13 protein-coding genes are annotated in these 14,236 nt (G+C 65.1%); 6 read left to right on the forward strand and 7 right to left on the reverse strand.

Annotation, left to right across the window (positions count from 1 at the left end; genetic code table 11):
- Window positions 1-17: 17 nt before the first annotated feature.
- Both AC5RU7_RS08075 and AC5RU7_RS08080 read right to left on the reverse strand, forming a co-directional pair.
- Complete coding sequence (locus tag AC5RU7_RS08075) at window positions 18-2,036, reverse strand: ABC transporter ATP-binding protein (protein ID WP_494051825.1); 2,019 nt, start codon at window positions 2,034-2,036, stop codon at window positions 18-20.
- Complete coding sequence (locus AC5RU7_RS08080; protein WP_494051826.1) at window positions 2,033-3,766, reverse strand: ABC transporter ATP-binding protein; 1,734 nt, start codon at window positions 3,764-3,766, stop codon at window positions 2,033-2,035. Before AC5RU7_RS08080 ends, AC5RU7_RS08075 begins: the two co-directional genes overlap by 4 nt.
- Before the next feature lie 296 nt (window positions 3,767-4,062).
- Between AC5RU7_RS08080 and AC5RU7_RS08085 the strand changes: the two genes are divergently transcribed.
- Window positions 4,063-4,569 (forward strand): TM2 domain-containing protein, encoded by a 507-nt coding sequence (locus tag AC5RU7_RS08085; RefSeq protein ID WP_494009574.1) that lies wholly within the window; start codon window positions 4,063-4,065, stop codon window positions 4,567-4,569.
- Window positions 4,570-4,587: 18 nt separating this feature from the next.
- The gene (locus tag AC5RU7_RS08090; protein ID WP_494009575.1) at window positions 4,588-4,959 is read left to right on the forward strand and encodes a PH domain-containing protein; all 372 of its coding nucleotides are present in this window, start codon (window positions 4,588-4,590) and stop codon (window positions 4,957-4,959) included.
- A gap of 114 nt (window positions 4,960-5,073) precedes the next feature.
- Here AC5RU7_RS08090 and AC5RU7_RS08095 read toward each other — a convergent pair whose 3' ends face one another.
- Together AC5RU7_RS08095 and AC5RU7_RS08100 are read right to left on the reverse strand one after the other, a co-directional pair.
- Window positions 5,074-5,457, reverse strand: coding sequence for a RidA family protein (locus tag AC5RU7_RS08095; protein WP_494051827.1), 384 nt, complete (start codon window positions 5,455-5,457; stop codon window positions 5,074-5,076).
- Window positions 5,450-6,088: a bifunctional 4-hydroxy-2-oxoglutarate aldolase/2-dehydro-3-deoxy-phosphogluconate aldolase gene (locus tag AC5RU7_RS08100; protein ID WP_494009577.1), complete on the reverse strand. Its 639-nt coding sequence runs from the start codon at window positions 6,086-6,088 to the stop codon at window positions 5,450-5,452. The genes AC5RU7_RS08095 and AC5RU7_RS08100 overlap by 8 nt, the downstream gene beginning before the upstream one ends.
- 98 nt (window positions 6,089-6,186) lie before the next feature.
- On the opposite strand from AC5RU7_RS08100, the gene AC5RU7_RS08105 reads away from it, so the two are divergent.
- Window positions 6,187-7,335, forward strand: a complete 1,149-nt coding sequence (locus AC5RU7_RS08105; protein WP_494009578.1) for an ABC transporter substrate-binding protein — start codon at window positions 6,187-6,189, stop codon at window positions 7,333-7,335.
- Here the strand turns inward: AC5RU7_RS08105 and AC5RU7_RS08110 are convergent.
- Window positions 7,304-8,401, reverse strand: a complete 1,098-nt coding sequence (locus tag AC5RU7_RS08110; protein ID WP_494051828.1) for an amidohydrolase family protein — start codon at window positions 8,399-8,401, stop codon at window positions 7,304-7,306. The genes AC5RU7_RS08105 and AC5RU7_RS08110 overlap by 32 nt on opposite strands.
- Before the next feature lie 98 nt (window positions 8,402-8,499).
- Here AC5RU7_RS08110 and AC5RU7_RS08115 point away from each other — a divergent pair, with 98 nt between their 5' ends.
- On the forward strand, window positions 8,500-9,474 hold the full coding sequence (locus AC5RU7_RS08115; RefSeq protein ID WP_494009580.1) for a Gfo/Idh/MocA family protein: 975 nt from the start codon (window positions 8,500-8,502) through the stop codon (window positions 9,472-9,474).
- Here AC5RU7_RS08115 and AC5RU7_RS08120 read toward each other — a convergent pair.
- Window positions 9,471-10,205: an IclR family transcriptional regulator gene (locus tag AC5RU7_RS08120; protein WP_494009581.1), complete on the reverse strand. Its 735-nt coding sequence runs from the start codon at window positions 10,203-10,205 to the stop codon at window positions 9,471-9,473. The two genes, AC5RU7_RS08115 and AC5RU7_RS08120, sit on opposite strands and share 4 nt — an antisense overlap.
- Window positions 10,189-11,205 carry a sugar kinase gene (locus AC5RU7_RS08125; protein WP_494051829.1) on the reverse strand — a complete coding sequence of 339 codons (1,017 nt, stop codon included), beginning with the start codon at window positions 11,203-11,205 and terminating at the stop codon, window positions 10,189-10,191. Before AC5RU7_RS08125 ends, AC5RU7_RS08120 begins: the two co-directional genes overlap by 17 nt.
- 119 nt (window positions 11,206-11,324) lie before the next feature.
- Here AC5RU7_RS08125 and AC5RU7_RS08130 point away from each other — a divergent pair, with 119 nt between their 5' ends.
- Together AC5RU7_RS08130 and AC5RU7_RS08135 are read left to right on the forward strand one after the other, a co-directional pair.
- Entirely contained in the window at window positions 11,325-12,674 is a 1,350-nt protein-coding gene (locus tag AC5RU7_RS08130) for an ABC transporter substrate-binding protein (protein WP_494051830.1), read from the forward strand.
- On the forward strand, window positions 12,671-14,236 hold the full coding sequence (locus tag AC5RU7_RS08135; RefSeq protein ID WP_494051831.1) for an N-acyl-D-amino-acid deacylase family protein: 1,566 nt from the start codon (window positions 12,671-12,673) through the stop codon (window positions 14,234-14,236). The genes AC5RU7_RS08130 and AC5RU7_RS08135 overlap by 4 nt, the downstream gene beginning before the upstream one ends.

The following is a 14,236-nucleotide window of genomic DNA, read 5'->3' on the forward strand; positions in this document are numbered from 1 at the left end:
CGCGGTACCCCCGCCGGTCAAACCTCCGCCACGGGCGCCGCGAACTGTGCCTCGTACAGCCGGGCATATGCCCCACCGGCGGCCAGCAGTGTGGCGTGCGTGCCCTGCTCCACGATCCGGCCGGCCTCCATCACCAGGATGAGGTCGGCGTCGCGGATGGTGGAGAGGCGGTGCGCAATCACGAAGGACGTACGGTCGCTCCGCAGCGCACTCATGGCCTTCTGCACCAGCACCTCGGTCCGGGTATCCACAGAAGAGGTCGCCTCGTCCAGAATCAGTACCGACGGCCGGGCCAGGAACGCCCGCGCAATCGTCAGCAGCTGCTTCTCCCCCGCGGAGACGTTCGCGCCCTCGTCGTCCAGCACGGTGTCGTACCCGTCCGGCAGTGAGCGCACGAACCGGTCCACATACGTCGCGCGTGCGGCTTCGAGAATTTCAAATTCGGAAGCACCTGGCCGGCCGTAGGCGATGTTGTCGCGGATGGTCCCGCCGAACAGCCACGTATCCTGCAGCACCATCCCCATCCGCGAGCGCAGCTCGCGCCGCGGGACCGAGGTGACGTCGACGCCGTCGAGCGTTATTCTCCCGGCGTCCAGCTCGTAGAACCGCATCATCAGGTTCACCAGCGTGGTCTTTCCTGCACCGGTGGGCCCCACGATCGCCACCGTCTGCCCCGACTCCGCCACCAAAGACAACGAAGAGATCAGCGGCTTGTCCGGCGAGTACGAGAAGGACACGTCCTCAAACACCAGCCGCCCGCGCCCAAACACCGGCGAAGCAGAAGCAGCAGGCTCAACAGATTCCTCCTCCTCATCCAGCAGCTCGAACACCCGCTCCGCTGAGGCAACCCCGGACTGCAGCACGTTGGCCATGGACCCCAGCTGCGCCAGCGGCATGGTGAACTGTCGGGAGTACTGGATGAATGCCTGCACGTCGCCCAGCTGCATGGCCCCGGACGCCACCTGCAGCCCGCCCACCACGGCAATCCCCACGTACACCAGGTTCCCGATGAACGTCATGGCCGGCATGATCAGCCCGGAAATGAACTGCGCCCCGAAACTGGCGGAATACAGCTCCGCGTTCTTCTGCCGGAACCGCTCGCCCACCTCCTGCTGCCGGCCGAACACCTTCACCAGCGCATGCCCGGTGTAGGTCTCCTCGATCTGCCCGTTCAGCTCCCCCGTGTGCTTCCACTGCGCCACGAACAGCTTCTGCGAGCGCTTAGCGATCAGCGCCGTGATCCCCAGCGTCAGCGGAATGGTCACCAGCGCGATCAGCGCCAGCGTGGGCGAGAGGATGAACATCATCACCAGCACGCCCAGCACCGTCAGCACCGACGTGACCGCCTGGCTGATGGTCTGCTGCAGGCTCTGCGAAATGTTGTCCACGTCGTTGGTCACCCGGCTCAGCAGCTCACCGCGCTGGATCGAGTCGAAATACCGCAGCGGCAGCCGGTGGATCTTCGCCTCGACCTCCCCGCGCAGCCCGAACACCGTCCGTTGCACCACCCCGTTCAGCACATACGCCTGCACCCACATAAACGCGGACGACAGCACATACAGCACCAGCGCCCACGTCAGCACGTTCCCCAGCGCGGCAAAATCGATCCCCTGCCCCGGCGTCAGCGCCATGGGTGTCAGCATGTCCGCCTGCTGGTTCTCCCCCGCCGCCCGCAGCTGCGCAATCACCTGCTCCTTGGTGGTCCCGGCCGGCAGGTCCCGGGACACCACCCCGGCGAAGATCAGGTTGGTGCCCTCCCCCAGCAGCCGCGGCCCGATCACCGAGAGCGCCACCCCGGCCACCGCCGTGATGAACACCAGCAGCAGCCACGCCCGTTCCGGCCGCAGCTTGCCCAGCAGCCGCTTGGCCGACGGCCAGAAGTTCATCGGCTTCTCCGCCGGGACGTTCATCCCCGCGAACGGCCCGCCCCTTCCCGGTCCGCCTGCCGGACGGGGAATGCGTACGACGTCGGCGCTTCCGGTTTTGGAGGCGGGTGCGGTTCCTGCGCTGGTTCCGGAGGAGGGGCGCGGGTTCATACCGTTTCCTCCGCCGCCAGCTGGGAGGAGACGATTTCGCGGTACGTCTCCGAGGTCTCCAGCAGCTCGTTGTGCGTTCCGCGCCCCACGATCCTGCCGTCGTCGAGCACTAAAATCTGATCCGCGTCCACGATGCTGGAGACGCGCTGGGCGATGATCACCAGCGTTGCGCCGGCGGTGCTGCGCTTGAGGGCCTGCCGGAGCCGGGCGTCGGTGCCGGTGTCCAGCGAGGAGAACGAATCGTCGAAGATGTACAGCTCGGGCCGCTTCACCAGGGCCCGGGCGATGGCCAGCCGCTGCCGCTGCCCGCCGGAGACGTTGGTCCCGCCCTGGCTGATGGGCGCGTCCAGGCCCTCGTCCATCCGCTCCACGAAGTCCCGGGCCTGGGCGATGCGGAGCGCCTCCCACAGCTCGTCCTCCGTGGCGTCCGGCTTGCCGTAGAGCAGGTTGCTGCGCACGGTGCCGCTGAACAGGTACGGCCGCTGCGGGACCAGGCCGATGTGCCCCCAGAGCAGGTCCGGGTGCAGCTCGCGCACGTCCACGCCGTCCATCCGCACCGAGCCGGTGGTCGCGTCGAACAGCCGGGGCATGAGGTTCACCAGGGTGGTCTTGCCGGCGCCGGTGCTGCCGATGATCGCCGTCGTCTGCCCTGCCCTGGCGGTGAAGCTGATCCCGGACAGGACGGGCTGGTCGGCACCCGGGTAGGCGAATCCGACGTCGCGCATCTCCAGCTCGCCGTTCCTCACCTTGGTGGTGACGGGGCGCTCCGGCGGGCGGACGCTGGACTCGGTCCGCAGGACCTCGCCGATCCGGTCGCCGGAGACGGCGGCACGCGGGATCATCACGGCCATGAACGTGGCCATCATGACGGACATCAGGATCTGCAACAGGTAACTGAGGAACGCGATCAGGGTGCCCACCTGCATGGAGCCGTCCTGGATGCGGAACGCGCCGAACCAGATGACGGCCACGCTGGAGACGTTCAGCACCAGCATCACCACGGGGAACGCGAGCGCCATCAGCCGGCCGGCGCGCAGGGCGGTGTCCGTGACGTCCTCATTGGCCTGTGCGAAGCGGTTCGTTTCGATGTCCTCGCGGACGAAGGCGCGGACCACTCGGATGCCGGTGAGCTGCTCGCGGAGGACCCGGTTCACGGTGTCGATCCGTTTCTGCATCTTGCGGAACAGCGGCACCATCCGGGCCGTGATCAGGCCGACGGCGAGAAGCAGCACCGGGACGGCGACGGCGATCAGCCAGGACAGCTGCACGTCCTGCCTGATGGCCATGATCACGCCGCCGATGCTGAGCATGGGGGCGGTGACCAGCATGGTGGCGGACATCAGGACCAGCTGCTGGACCTGCTGGACGTCGTTGGTGGATCTTGTGATGAGGCTGGGCGCCCCGAACTTGGTGACCTCCTGCTCGGAGAACTCCCCCACCCTTTGGAAGATGGCGCCGCGCAGGTCCCGGCCCACACCCATGGCGGCCTTCGCAGCGAAGTAGACGGCGATGATGGCGCAGGCAATCTGCAGCAGGGTGATGCCGAGCATCACGCCGCCGAGGCTCAGGATGTAGCCGATGTTCCCCTTGGCCACCCCCTCGTCGATGATGTCCGCGTTCAGCGTGGGCAGGTACAGGGACGCGATGGACTGCGCCAGCTGGAAGATCACGACGACGAGCAGCAGCGTGCGGTGTGGCCGCAGGTATTCAACAAGCAGTTTCCAGAGCATGGGCGGCTCCCGGCTGACGGACTGTCCACAAAGGTGGTGCGAGGGTCAGTTTACGTCCGGCGGCTGGGGGTGGCGCCGTGCCCCGGGCTGGAAGTTAAGCGGTTCTCGGAGGGCGTACAAGGTGCTTGGTCGTTGAACGCCGTGGAGTCTGCGGCAGGAAACACTAGGACTAACAGCGAAACTTGCCCCGTGGTCAGTCACACTTATGAGGGCAATGGATTCTGGGGAATGCCGTCGTTGACTGCCGCCGCCCGGTCACCTAGGGCCGCATCATCATTTTCCGGAAGGCAGCAACCATGACACAGCAACATCCCGACGCCAACTCGCCCGGACAGGAAACCTACGGCCAGCCTGCGCCCTCTCCTGACAACGGTTCCCAATCCCCCACCCGGCCGCCCTTCCCCGGCCCGCAGAACTCCTCACAACCACCCCTGCCCCAGCCCCCGCAGTACTCGGCACAACCACCGATGCCGCCGCAGCCGTACTACTCTGCCCAGCCACCCATGCCGCAACCACCGCAGTACTCGGCACAACCACCCATGCCGCAGCCCGGCTATGGCTACCCGCAGTCCAAGTCGAAGATTGCAGCAGGTTTGCTGGGGATATTCCTGGGCTCCTTAGGTGTCCATCGCTTTTACCTTGGGTATACAAAGATCGGCATCATTCAGCTCGTGTTGGCGATCGTCTTGAGTGCGCTTGGCTTGGGCTTCCTCGCCCTTTGGGGCGTCATCGAGGGCATCATGATCCTCGTAGGAGCCGTCTACTTCCAGCGGGATGCCCACGGCGTTCCGCTCCGCAAATAAGCCGAAGGAGGCTGCACCTTGACTGAGATCATCCATGACAAGTTCGAACAGCTTGAGCAGATTAGGGCCGGGCTCCTGCAGGGCGAAACCGTTTACGCCGTTTACGACTGTATCGGCGTCGGTACCGGCTTCGTGGGCATCACCAACATGCGCGTCATCCTTCAGGACAAGAGCTTCGTAGGAAACAAGCTCGCCGTCGTATCAGTGCCCTACAAGAACATCCGCTCGGTCTCCATGCTTTCCAACAAGTCGATGATGGGCAGGTTCGCCTCAACCTCGAGCATCGGAATCGACACGGGTGGCAGCATCAAGGAAGCGGACTTCCGCGGTGATGACAAAGCCAAGCACGCTCACGACCTGATCCTTTGGAACATGCTGACCACGAAGTAGCAGTCTTTGCTTCGGGCGGGCGGCTGGATACTCCGGCCGCCCGCCGAGCGTCTTCCCGCCGGCCCACCCGAGACCACCACGGCCTCAGCCAGCTTCACAGTGGATTCCCTGCCGTCACTCCGGCAGCACGGCGATTCCGTCAATCTCGACCTTCATTCCGGGTCCCAGCCCGGCTGAGACTGTGGTGCGGGCGGGATAGGGCTTGTCGAAGAACTCCCCGTAGACCTCGTTCATGCCGGCGAACTCCCCGTGCTCGCTGATGAACACACGTACCGTGACGAAGTCGTTCATGCTGCCGCCGGCGGCCTCGATCACGTCTTTGAGATTCTGGAGCGTCTGGCGGGTCTGCTCCTTGATGCCCTCCCCCACGAGATGGCCGGTTTTGGCATCGAAGCCACCCTGTCCCGCGAGGTAAAGGGTGATCCCGACTTTCACGGCTTGCGAGTAGGAGGCAACGGGCATCGGGGCGAGGTCGGTAGTGATCTCCTGCTTAGACATCTGCACTGTTCTTCCTTTTCGTCCTGTTTTCGAGATGGGAGAAGTAGTCAAGGGCGGACGGATCACTGAGCGCGCTGCCCACCCCCACGCCCACCGCGCCGGCATCGAGGAAATCCTGGGCGTTGGACGGGGTGACCCCGCCGACGGCCACGAAAGTGACCTGCGGGAACGGCCCGGCCAAGGTCTTCAGTGTGCCCGGACCTGCCATGTCCGCAGGGAACAGCTTCTGGACGTTCAGGGACATGCTGAGCGCACCGTGGATCTCGGTGGGCGTTGCCACCCCGGGCAAAATGGGGAGCCCGAGCTCCTGGGCCCGCTTGATGGACGGCGGGAAGAACCCCGGCGCGATCAGGAACTGGGCGCCTGCCTCCTGCGCACGGTCAACGTCCTCGGGGGTGCAGATGGTGCCGGCACCGATCTGCCGGTCGGGGCCGCCTGCAGCAGCCTCTGCGGCTTCCTTCAACGCGAGGAACGCTTCCTGGGACTGGAGCGGGACCTCCACCAAGCGGATCCCGGAGTCCCAGCAGCGGACAGCCATCTCCACTGTTTCCGCGGCCGGCAGGCCCCGGAGGATCGCGATCACAGGCGACACCAGCAGCTGGCGGAGGAAGAAGTCGGAATCGTTGGCCACGGCGCTTCCTTGATTCTTGGGGAGACTGTGCGGCTACTACCCTATATAGTTGTTGCACATGCTGTCCAGAGCATTGCGCATATTGCAACGGAGGAATTGTGCAGTCACTTCGGGTTTGGCTGAAGGCAGGGCACACTGTCGAAATTATCCGACGTCTTTTGCCGGAATTCCGCGCTTCCACGGGACTCGAGGTGGCCCTCGAGGTAGTTCCCGAGGGGGTGGCACATGATGCCCTGGTGCAGGGATCCTCGTTGGCCGATGTGGTAACCGTGCCTCTCTGGTATGTCGAGGAATTGCGGGCCGCAGCCATACTGCTGCCGCTAGCAACGGACGACGTCGGACTGAACGAAAGTGCCTTCATTCCCCATGCGCTGAGAGCGCTGCGGCGGGACGGCTTGCTCTGGGCTGTGCCCCATACCCTCACCGGGGGCATGCTGGCCTACCGGCAGGACGCTTTCGACGCAGCCGGGTTGGGGCACCCACGGTCGCTGACCGATGTTCTCAACGCACACGCTGTGCTGCGGGAGCGGGGCATGGGACTGGTGGCACGCTGCAACGCAGAGTTTTCCTCGCTGGAGACCTTTTCGGGCTGGGCCGCGGCCAAGGGCGTGAAGCTCCTACCCGACGCCGGTGAACCCGCCTTACGGGATTTGGAAGCCGGCGCCGGGGACCTCGTGGAAACCTTGGCTGGTGGAACCCGGGACCTGGCAGAGCTGGACTATGCAGGCGTCGGGAACCTGGTGAGCGACGGTCACGCCTCCCACCTCTTCGACACCAGCGCCTGGGCCTTCCAGTTCGAGGACCCCGGATCGCCGGTGCGGGGGCGGATGGGCTACACCATCGTCGGCGATGCACGCCCCGCGCAGTTCGTCTATGCCGAAGGCCTGGGCATCACTGCCGGTTGCCGCAACGAAGAGGCCGCGCGGCAGTTCATCGCGTGGCGCCACTCGGAGGAAGTGCTCCGGGCCGAGGTTGAAGGCATCCGGCGTATCGACATACCGCGGGCGGACCTGCGGGAGAGGGACTGGTACCGGGACTTCGTTGCCGCGGCGGGGCTGCAGGAGTGCCTGCGGGCCGTGGACGAATCCTGGTCCGGCATCGACTTCCGTCACGTCCCGCTGCGGGTGGACTTCGTGGATGCAGCCCGGCGGCTGATGGGCGCCATCAGCGGGACGGTTTCAGGGAAATATGCCTCCCTTGCCCAGGCCTACGATGTCACCTACCAACAGGACGGCCGCTCAGGATGACCTCATTGATCTTGTACAGCGCCCGCAGGTCTTCGAGCGGATGGGCGTCAAGGCACAGGATGTCCGCCGGCCGTCCGACGTCGAGGTATCCCGTGCCGTTCTCCAGGAGCCTGGAACCGTTGACGGTCATGGCGCGAAGTACCGAGGCCGGGTCCATGCCGGCGCGGTGCAGGTGCAGCGCCTGCTCCTGCATCCCGAACCCGTGGGGGTTGAACGTTGTTCCGGCATCCGTTCCCACAGCCAGGGGCAGGTGCGTCCCTACCGCCAGTTCCAGCGCGGCGCGCTCGTGAGGGGCATGGGCGAGGATTTTGGCCAGGGTTTCAGGGTTCGCCGTCTCCCGCTGGTCAGACGAGACGAAACGCTCGGTGGCCACCAGCGTGCTGACCAGCGTGCTGCGGCTCCCGGCCAGCAGGGCGGCCTCGTCTGCCGTGAGGTAGGAGAAGTGTTCAATGGAGTCCACCCCGGCATCGATGGCATTCCTGATCCCGTCCCGCCCGTGGGCGTGGGCTGCCACCGCCAGTCCGGCACGGTGCGCTGCTTCCGTCACGTGGCTGATCAGGGAAGGCTCCATCTGGGTGGCGCCAGGTACTGTGCCGGTGGTTATTACACCGCCAGTGGCAAAGAGCTTGATCCAGTGTGCGGCGAGACCGGAGATGGCCCCGATAACTTCCTCATATTCGCCGGGCGTCGTCGCCCAGCGGGAGAGGAAGTTGCCGTGGCCGGTGGGGGAGCTTATGGCACCGGCCGCCACGATCCGCGGGGCTTGCGCGGAACCCAGACCGCCGCCCCTTACCGCATGCAGCACCGCATCCTCCGGGCTGCCGAGGTCCCGAACTGTCGTCACTCCCGACTGGAGATGGCGGAAGGCGTTGGTTTCGATCAGGCCTCGCAGGGCAGCAGAGTCCGAGGCTCTTGCCTCCTGCTCCACGTCCGCCCCGCCGGACAGCGCAAGGTGCACGTGGCAGTCCACGAGGCCCGGGATGGCCGCGGCGGCGGTGTGGCGGGGGATGTCGCCTGGCCCCTTACCCGTTCCCAGGTCCTTAATGAGGCCATCACTGATGGTCATCCAGACATCGTCCGCCGGTTCCAAATCCGGGCCGAGGAATGCTTTTTTGAAGCGGATGCCGTTATGCATTGTCTCCCTACCAATCATCGGAGGTTTCCATGACCAGCACATCAATCCGGGTCGCGGTAGTAGGCGCCGGAGACTTCGGCAGGCGGCATATTGCGACACTCGCCGCCCTTCCGGAGTTTGACCTGGTCGCGGTCGCGGATCGCAACGAGGCAGCTGCTCTTGAGGCCGCTCAACTGCACGGGGCCCGCCCCTTCGGCAGCCTGGAGGCGGTCCTCGCAGGGCTCGAGATCGACGCCGTCGTCATCGCCACTCCCCCTGCCGCCCATATGGCGGATCTCCTCCTGGCGCTGGACCGTGGTCTTCCGGTCCTCGTCGAGAAGCCGGTGGTTACGAGCGAAGCGGACCTGGCAGGGCTGGAGAACCTGCCGTCCCAGCTCCGGCGGCTGGTACTCCCGGGCCACATAAGCCGCTACCTTCCGTCGTTCTGCGCCTTGCGGGAGCGGATGCGTGGCGAGACGGTCAGGGCCATCCGGGCCGTTCGGTATGTCCCCCGTGAGCGCCTGGCGATGCACGGGGAGTCGCATCCCGCCCTGAGTGCCATGGTCCACGATTTCGACCTCATCCGTGCCCTGGTCCCTTCCGAGTTGGAACATGTCAGTTCCGTCCAATCGTGGATCGACCCGGCCCTGCCCCATCCGCAGGCCGTCTTCGTCCACCTCCGGTTCGCAGACGGGACGATCGCATCCGTTGACAACCTCTGGACCCTGCCTCACACCCGGAAGTACATCGACGCGCGTCTGGAAGCCTCATCGCACGAAACCCTTGCCGTCCTTTCCCTCCCCGGGGGAGAGGTGTCGTTTGCGACCGCCACGGGAGAATATGCTCCCGCCGTCGAGCTTGAGGGGTCTGTTTATGGTGTGCCGGCCGGGGCTCTGGCGAATCAGCTCCGGTACTTCGCCGCCCACACCCGGGGAACTGTTGAGGAGCCTGCGGTGACCCTTGAAGATGCACTCTGGTCGGTGCGGCTGGCCCTCGAAGTACAGCGGCAGGCGTCGGGCGCCTAGGTGAATTCCCTGCTGATGGCCGCGGCTGCCTCCTGAAGGAGGGGTTCGATCTCCAGAAGCTGGTCCCGGGGAAACGTGATCACCGGCGCGGACACTGAGATGGCGTGTGAAACCGTGCCCGATCCGGTGCTGATGGCTACGGCAACGCAGTGGATGTAGTCCTCGTGTTCCCGGTCGTCGATGGCGTAACCGCGCTGGCGGATCTGTTCCAGTTCCGCCAGATAGGCTTCGGCGGTCACGATGGTGCGCTCGGTATGCCGGACGTATTTGATCCTGTGTGCCAGCTCGATCTGCTCCTTGATGGGGCGCTGGGCGATGATCGCCTTGGCTACGCCGGTGCAGTAGAGGGGGGCGGTGGCCCCGATGCGGGAGTACATGCGTACCGCGGTCTGCGCTTCGTACTTGTCGATGTAGAACACCTCGCCTTCGTCGAAGGCCGCAAGGTGGACTGTCTGCTGGGTTTTCTCTCCGAGCATGCGGATGTACGGGGCAGCGATCGGGCGGATGTCCAGGCTGCCCAATGCCACTGCCGCCAGCTTGAACAGCTGGGGACCAAGGCGGTAGCGGTGGGTGTCGCTGTGCCTGACGTAACCCTGGGCTTCGAGCGTCTGGAGCAGGCGCAGGGCGGTGGACTTGTGCACCCCCAGCATCTCCGCGGTCTCGGCAAGATCCTTGTCGCCCTCCCCCAGGAACGGAAGGATCTGCAGGGCGCGGTCAACGGTTTGGGACACGTGTGCTACTGCTTTCTGTAAGGTCGGGCGCGAACCGATGGCCTCTCCAGGCCTCGTCAGTGAGCTGCAACAGCTCACTTATGTATTGTCGCCCGGGAAGGGCGCCTATGTCTGTTACTACGCTGAGCGAGCAGCTGGCCACGATCGTCCCAAGGCGCCCGGCGTCGCGGATCGTCATCCCCCGGAGATAGCCCGAGAGGAACCCCGCGGCGAATGCGTCACCGGCACCGACGGGTTCGACGACGTCGACGACGAGGGCGGGTACGAAGACCTGCTCGTCACGGCGGAAGACAGTGCAGCCTTCAGCGCCCTGCTTCACCACAAGGAACTCAGGGCCGGGGAGGAGCCGCCGCACCTCCAGTGGATGTGTCGATCCCCAAAGGTCGTTCGCCTCGTCCAGCCCGACGAACACGATGTCGGCGGCACGGGCGACTGCAAGCATGGCCGGCGGGCCGTCGTCGCCCTTCCACAGCGCCGGCCGCCAATTGACATCGAACGACACAGCGGTGCCTGCTGCCCTCGTGCTGATGACCTCAGACAGGAACTCCCTGCATGACGGGGACAGCGCGGACGTGATCCCGCTGAGATGGACCACCCTGGCCCCAAGGGAGCCGACAAGACGGGCCGCTTCGGGGCCAATGGTGCTCGCCGCGGATCCCGAGCGGTAGTACCAGACCTTGGTCTGGGCTTCGGACCGGTCCTTGAAGGCCACACCGGTGGGGCGCTGGGGGTCCTGATCCGTGTGCCCAACGTCAACGCCGTAGCTGTGGATCTCATCCAGAAGGAAGCGGCCGAAGGGGTCGGCTCCGACTTTGCTGATCCATGAGACATCGGCACCAAGCATGGACAGGTACGCCGCAACATTCGACTCCGCTCCGGCCACCGAAAGCCGGAAAGCCGTTCCGGAGCCCATCGCACCAGCGTTTTCGGGCACAAGCATCGCCATGGACTCGCCCACGCAGACGACGTCTGCCGCGGACTTTCCGGACTTTTCTTCCAAGAACACTCCCTGGGTTTCAGCTCCGCGCGTGTGATTGACACTACAAACCACGACTGTAATCATGGAACCATCCTTTTGCAACAGCCGTTGCATCATATGCAATAGCTCGGGAGGGCTAAATGAAATCAGTAAAAAAGGGGTTGCTGACTGGCCTGGCGGCCCTTGTCAGCAGCGCCCTGATGATCACTTCATGCGCAGGCGGCGGCGTCACAGAGACCACCCCCACCGGCGGTCGGGAGTCCTTCCAGGGCACGAATCTTCGCGTGCTGCTCAAGGAGGGCTACGAGATCCAGGCCATCCAGCAATTCAAGGGGGAATTCGAGGAGGCCACCGGGATCAAAGTCGATCTTGAGGTGTACGACGAGCCCACTGCCCGCCAGAAACTCGTCCTGGATTCCACATCGGGAACGGGAACCTACGACATCACATCCGGATCCTTCTGGAACATGCCTGAATTCGTCTCGGCCAACTGGTTGGAGCCCCTCGACGAGTATGTGAGCAAGGCTAAGGATGACTGGCTGGAAATGGGGGATATCCCCAAGGGTGCACTCGATTCCATGACGATCGACGGCAAGCTTTACGCCCTTCCGCACACCATCATCGGCGGTATGTTCTTCTACCGCGCGGACATCTTCCAGGAGTTGGGGATCCAGCCGCCGCAGACAACAGACGAGATCCTCGCCGCAGCGAAGGTGATCCAGGAAAGGCGCCCGGACCTGATCCCCTTCAGCGCCCGCGGAGCCTCCACTTTCGCTTCGCTCGGCACCGAGATCGGCTGGTCCTACGGCTACGACGCACTCCTGTTCGACAAGGACGGCAATCCGCAGGCCAACAGTCCGGAGATGAAGAAGGCCATGGCCGACTTTGTCACGCTCATGAAGGATTACGGGCCCAGCGACGCCGCGACCCTGACCTTCACGCAGGCCGGTGAGAAATTTTCCTCCGGCCAGGCAGCGATGATGTTCGATACTTCCGGTTTCGGCACCATCTTTGAAGACGCCAAGCAGTCCCAGGTGGCCGGAAAGGTCGGGTACACCCTTCCCACCGGCCCCAGCGGCAAGAAGCTTCAGTGGCTGTACAACGAGGGCCTGGCCATCACGGCGAAGAGCAAGAACAAGAACGCCGCCTGGCTGTTCCTCCAGTGGCGGATGTCCCGGGACACCACCATGAAGGAGCTGACTCAGCTGAACCGTACTGACGTGCCAAACCTGAACGTCCTGCAGAGCACGGAGTACTCCGACTACATGGCCTCGAAGGGCCTCGAGGAATTCAGCACCGCCCTCCAGGCAAGCTGGGAAGGCACCACGGCAGAACACTGGCCCTTCTACCCGGAGTTCACCTCCATTGGGGACACCTTCACCAAGGAGATCTCGGCGGCCATCGCCGGCAGCAAGTCTGTGGACGACGCGCTGGAAACTGCCCAGTCGGAGCTGACCACCATCATGAAGAACGCCGGGCACCTGAAGTGACCAGCTACCTGCTCCGGGGAGGCACCGTGTTTGACGGTGTCTCCCCGCGCAGGTTCCCGGGAGACCTGCGAATTGTCGATGGAGGGATTGCCGAGCTCGGCCCGGACCTGCCGGTCGATGGCAGCACCGGCATCGACGTCGGAGGCCTGTGGGTGGTGCCCGGATTCATCGACGCCCATTCCCACGCCGACGCGGCGGTGCTGACAGGGGAAAGCATGGAAGCCAGGGCCCTGGCGGGGGTCACCACCGAGATAGTGGGGCAGGACGGCCTGGGACTGTCCTTCGCCAATGGTGGGTCGCGCCGGATCATGGCGGACACCCTTGAGCCGATCGCCGGGACCCTCCCGGACGAGGAATTCCCCGACACGCAGTCCTACCTCGATTTCGCCGACCGCGGAGCCTTCGCACGGGTGGCCACCCTGGTTCCGCATGGCACTGTCCGCGCAAAGGTCATGGGCAGGCGGCTCCGGGACGCATCAGAAGAAGAGCGCGCAGCGATGCGCCGCCTGTTCCAGACCGGAATGGACCAGGGCGCAGTCGGGCTGTCCACGGGGCTGAGCTATGCCCCGGCGCTGGCCGCGACAACCACCGAGTTGATCGATGTCACCGGCGAGCTTCCGAGGGGCACACCGTATGTCACCCACCTGCGGGACTACGGGCCTGGCCTGGAGGAGTCGCTGGAGGAGGCACTGAAGGTCTGCAGCAGCAGCGGCCTGTCACTGCATCTGTCACATTTCCATATCTCCGGTCCCGGCCGGGCCGGCATGGCGGGGGAGTTCGTTGAGCGCCTCCACCGTGCCGGGCAGGAGGTCACGTGGGACACCTATCCCTATACAGCCGGCTGCACCTTCATCGGCGCGCTTCTGCCACGCTCCATCCAGTCCCTGAACACGCCGGACCTCCTCGCCCGCACGGGCGACGCGGCTTGGGCAGCGGACCTTGCTGCTGAGCTGGATGTCCGCGGTCCCGGCCCCACCTTCGCGGCGGGCTGGGATGCCATCTTTGTGGCAGGCCTCCAGGGGACCCCGTTGGAACGCTGGGACTACTGGTCCATTGCGCGCATTGCCGAAGAGGCAGCCATTTCCTGCGGCCGGGCCGTCCTGCAGCTCTTCGTCCAAGCGCAGGGCCGCGCATGCGTACTGGTGGACCAGGGCCATACGGACAACATCCGAACCCTTGCCAGCACCGGCAACCACCTCGTGGGGTCCGACGGCATCCTCGGCTCCGGCATCCCCCACCCCCGGGCAACCAACAGCTTCTACCGGTTCCTGGACTGGGCACACCGCGGCCTGCTGGATGTATCCGTCGAGCAGATGGTGGCCCGGATGACGTCCCGCACCGCGGCACGTTTCGGTCTTTCCACCGGGCGCCTTGCGACCGGGATGCCCGCCGACGTCCTGGTCATCCAGCCGGAGAAGCTTGAAGAAGGCCCGTCCATGGGCCCCTACACCCCCCGCGCACTGCAGCACTCCTTTATTGGGGGTGTTCCGGTCATCAGCCAGGGATCGTGGCAGGGTTCCAAGCTCCCCGGCCTCGCGGCCAGAAGGGAAGTGCCGGCATGA

This window comes from Arthrobacter sp. K410C, assembly GCF_059090105.1.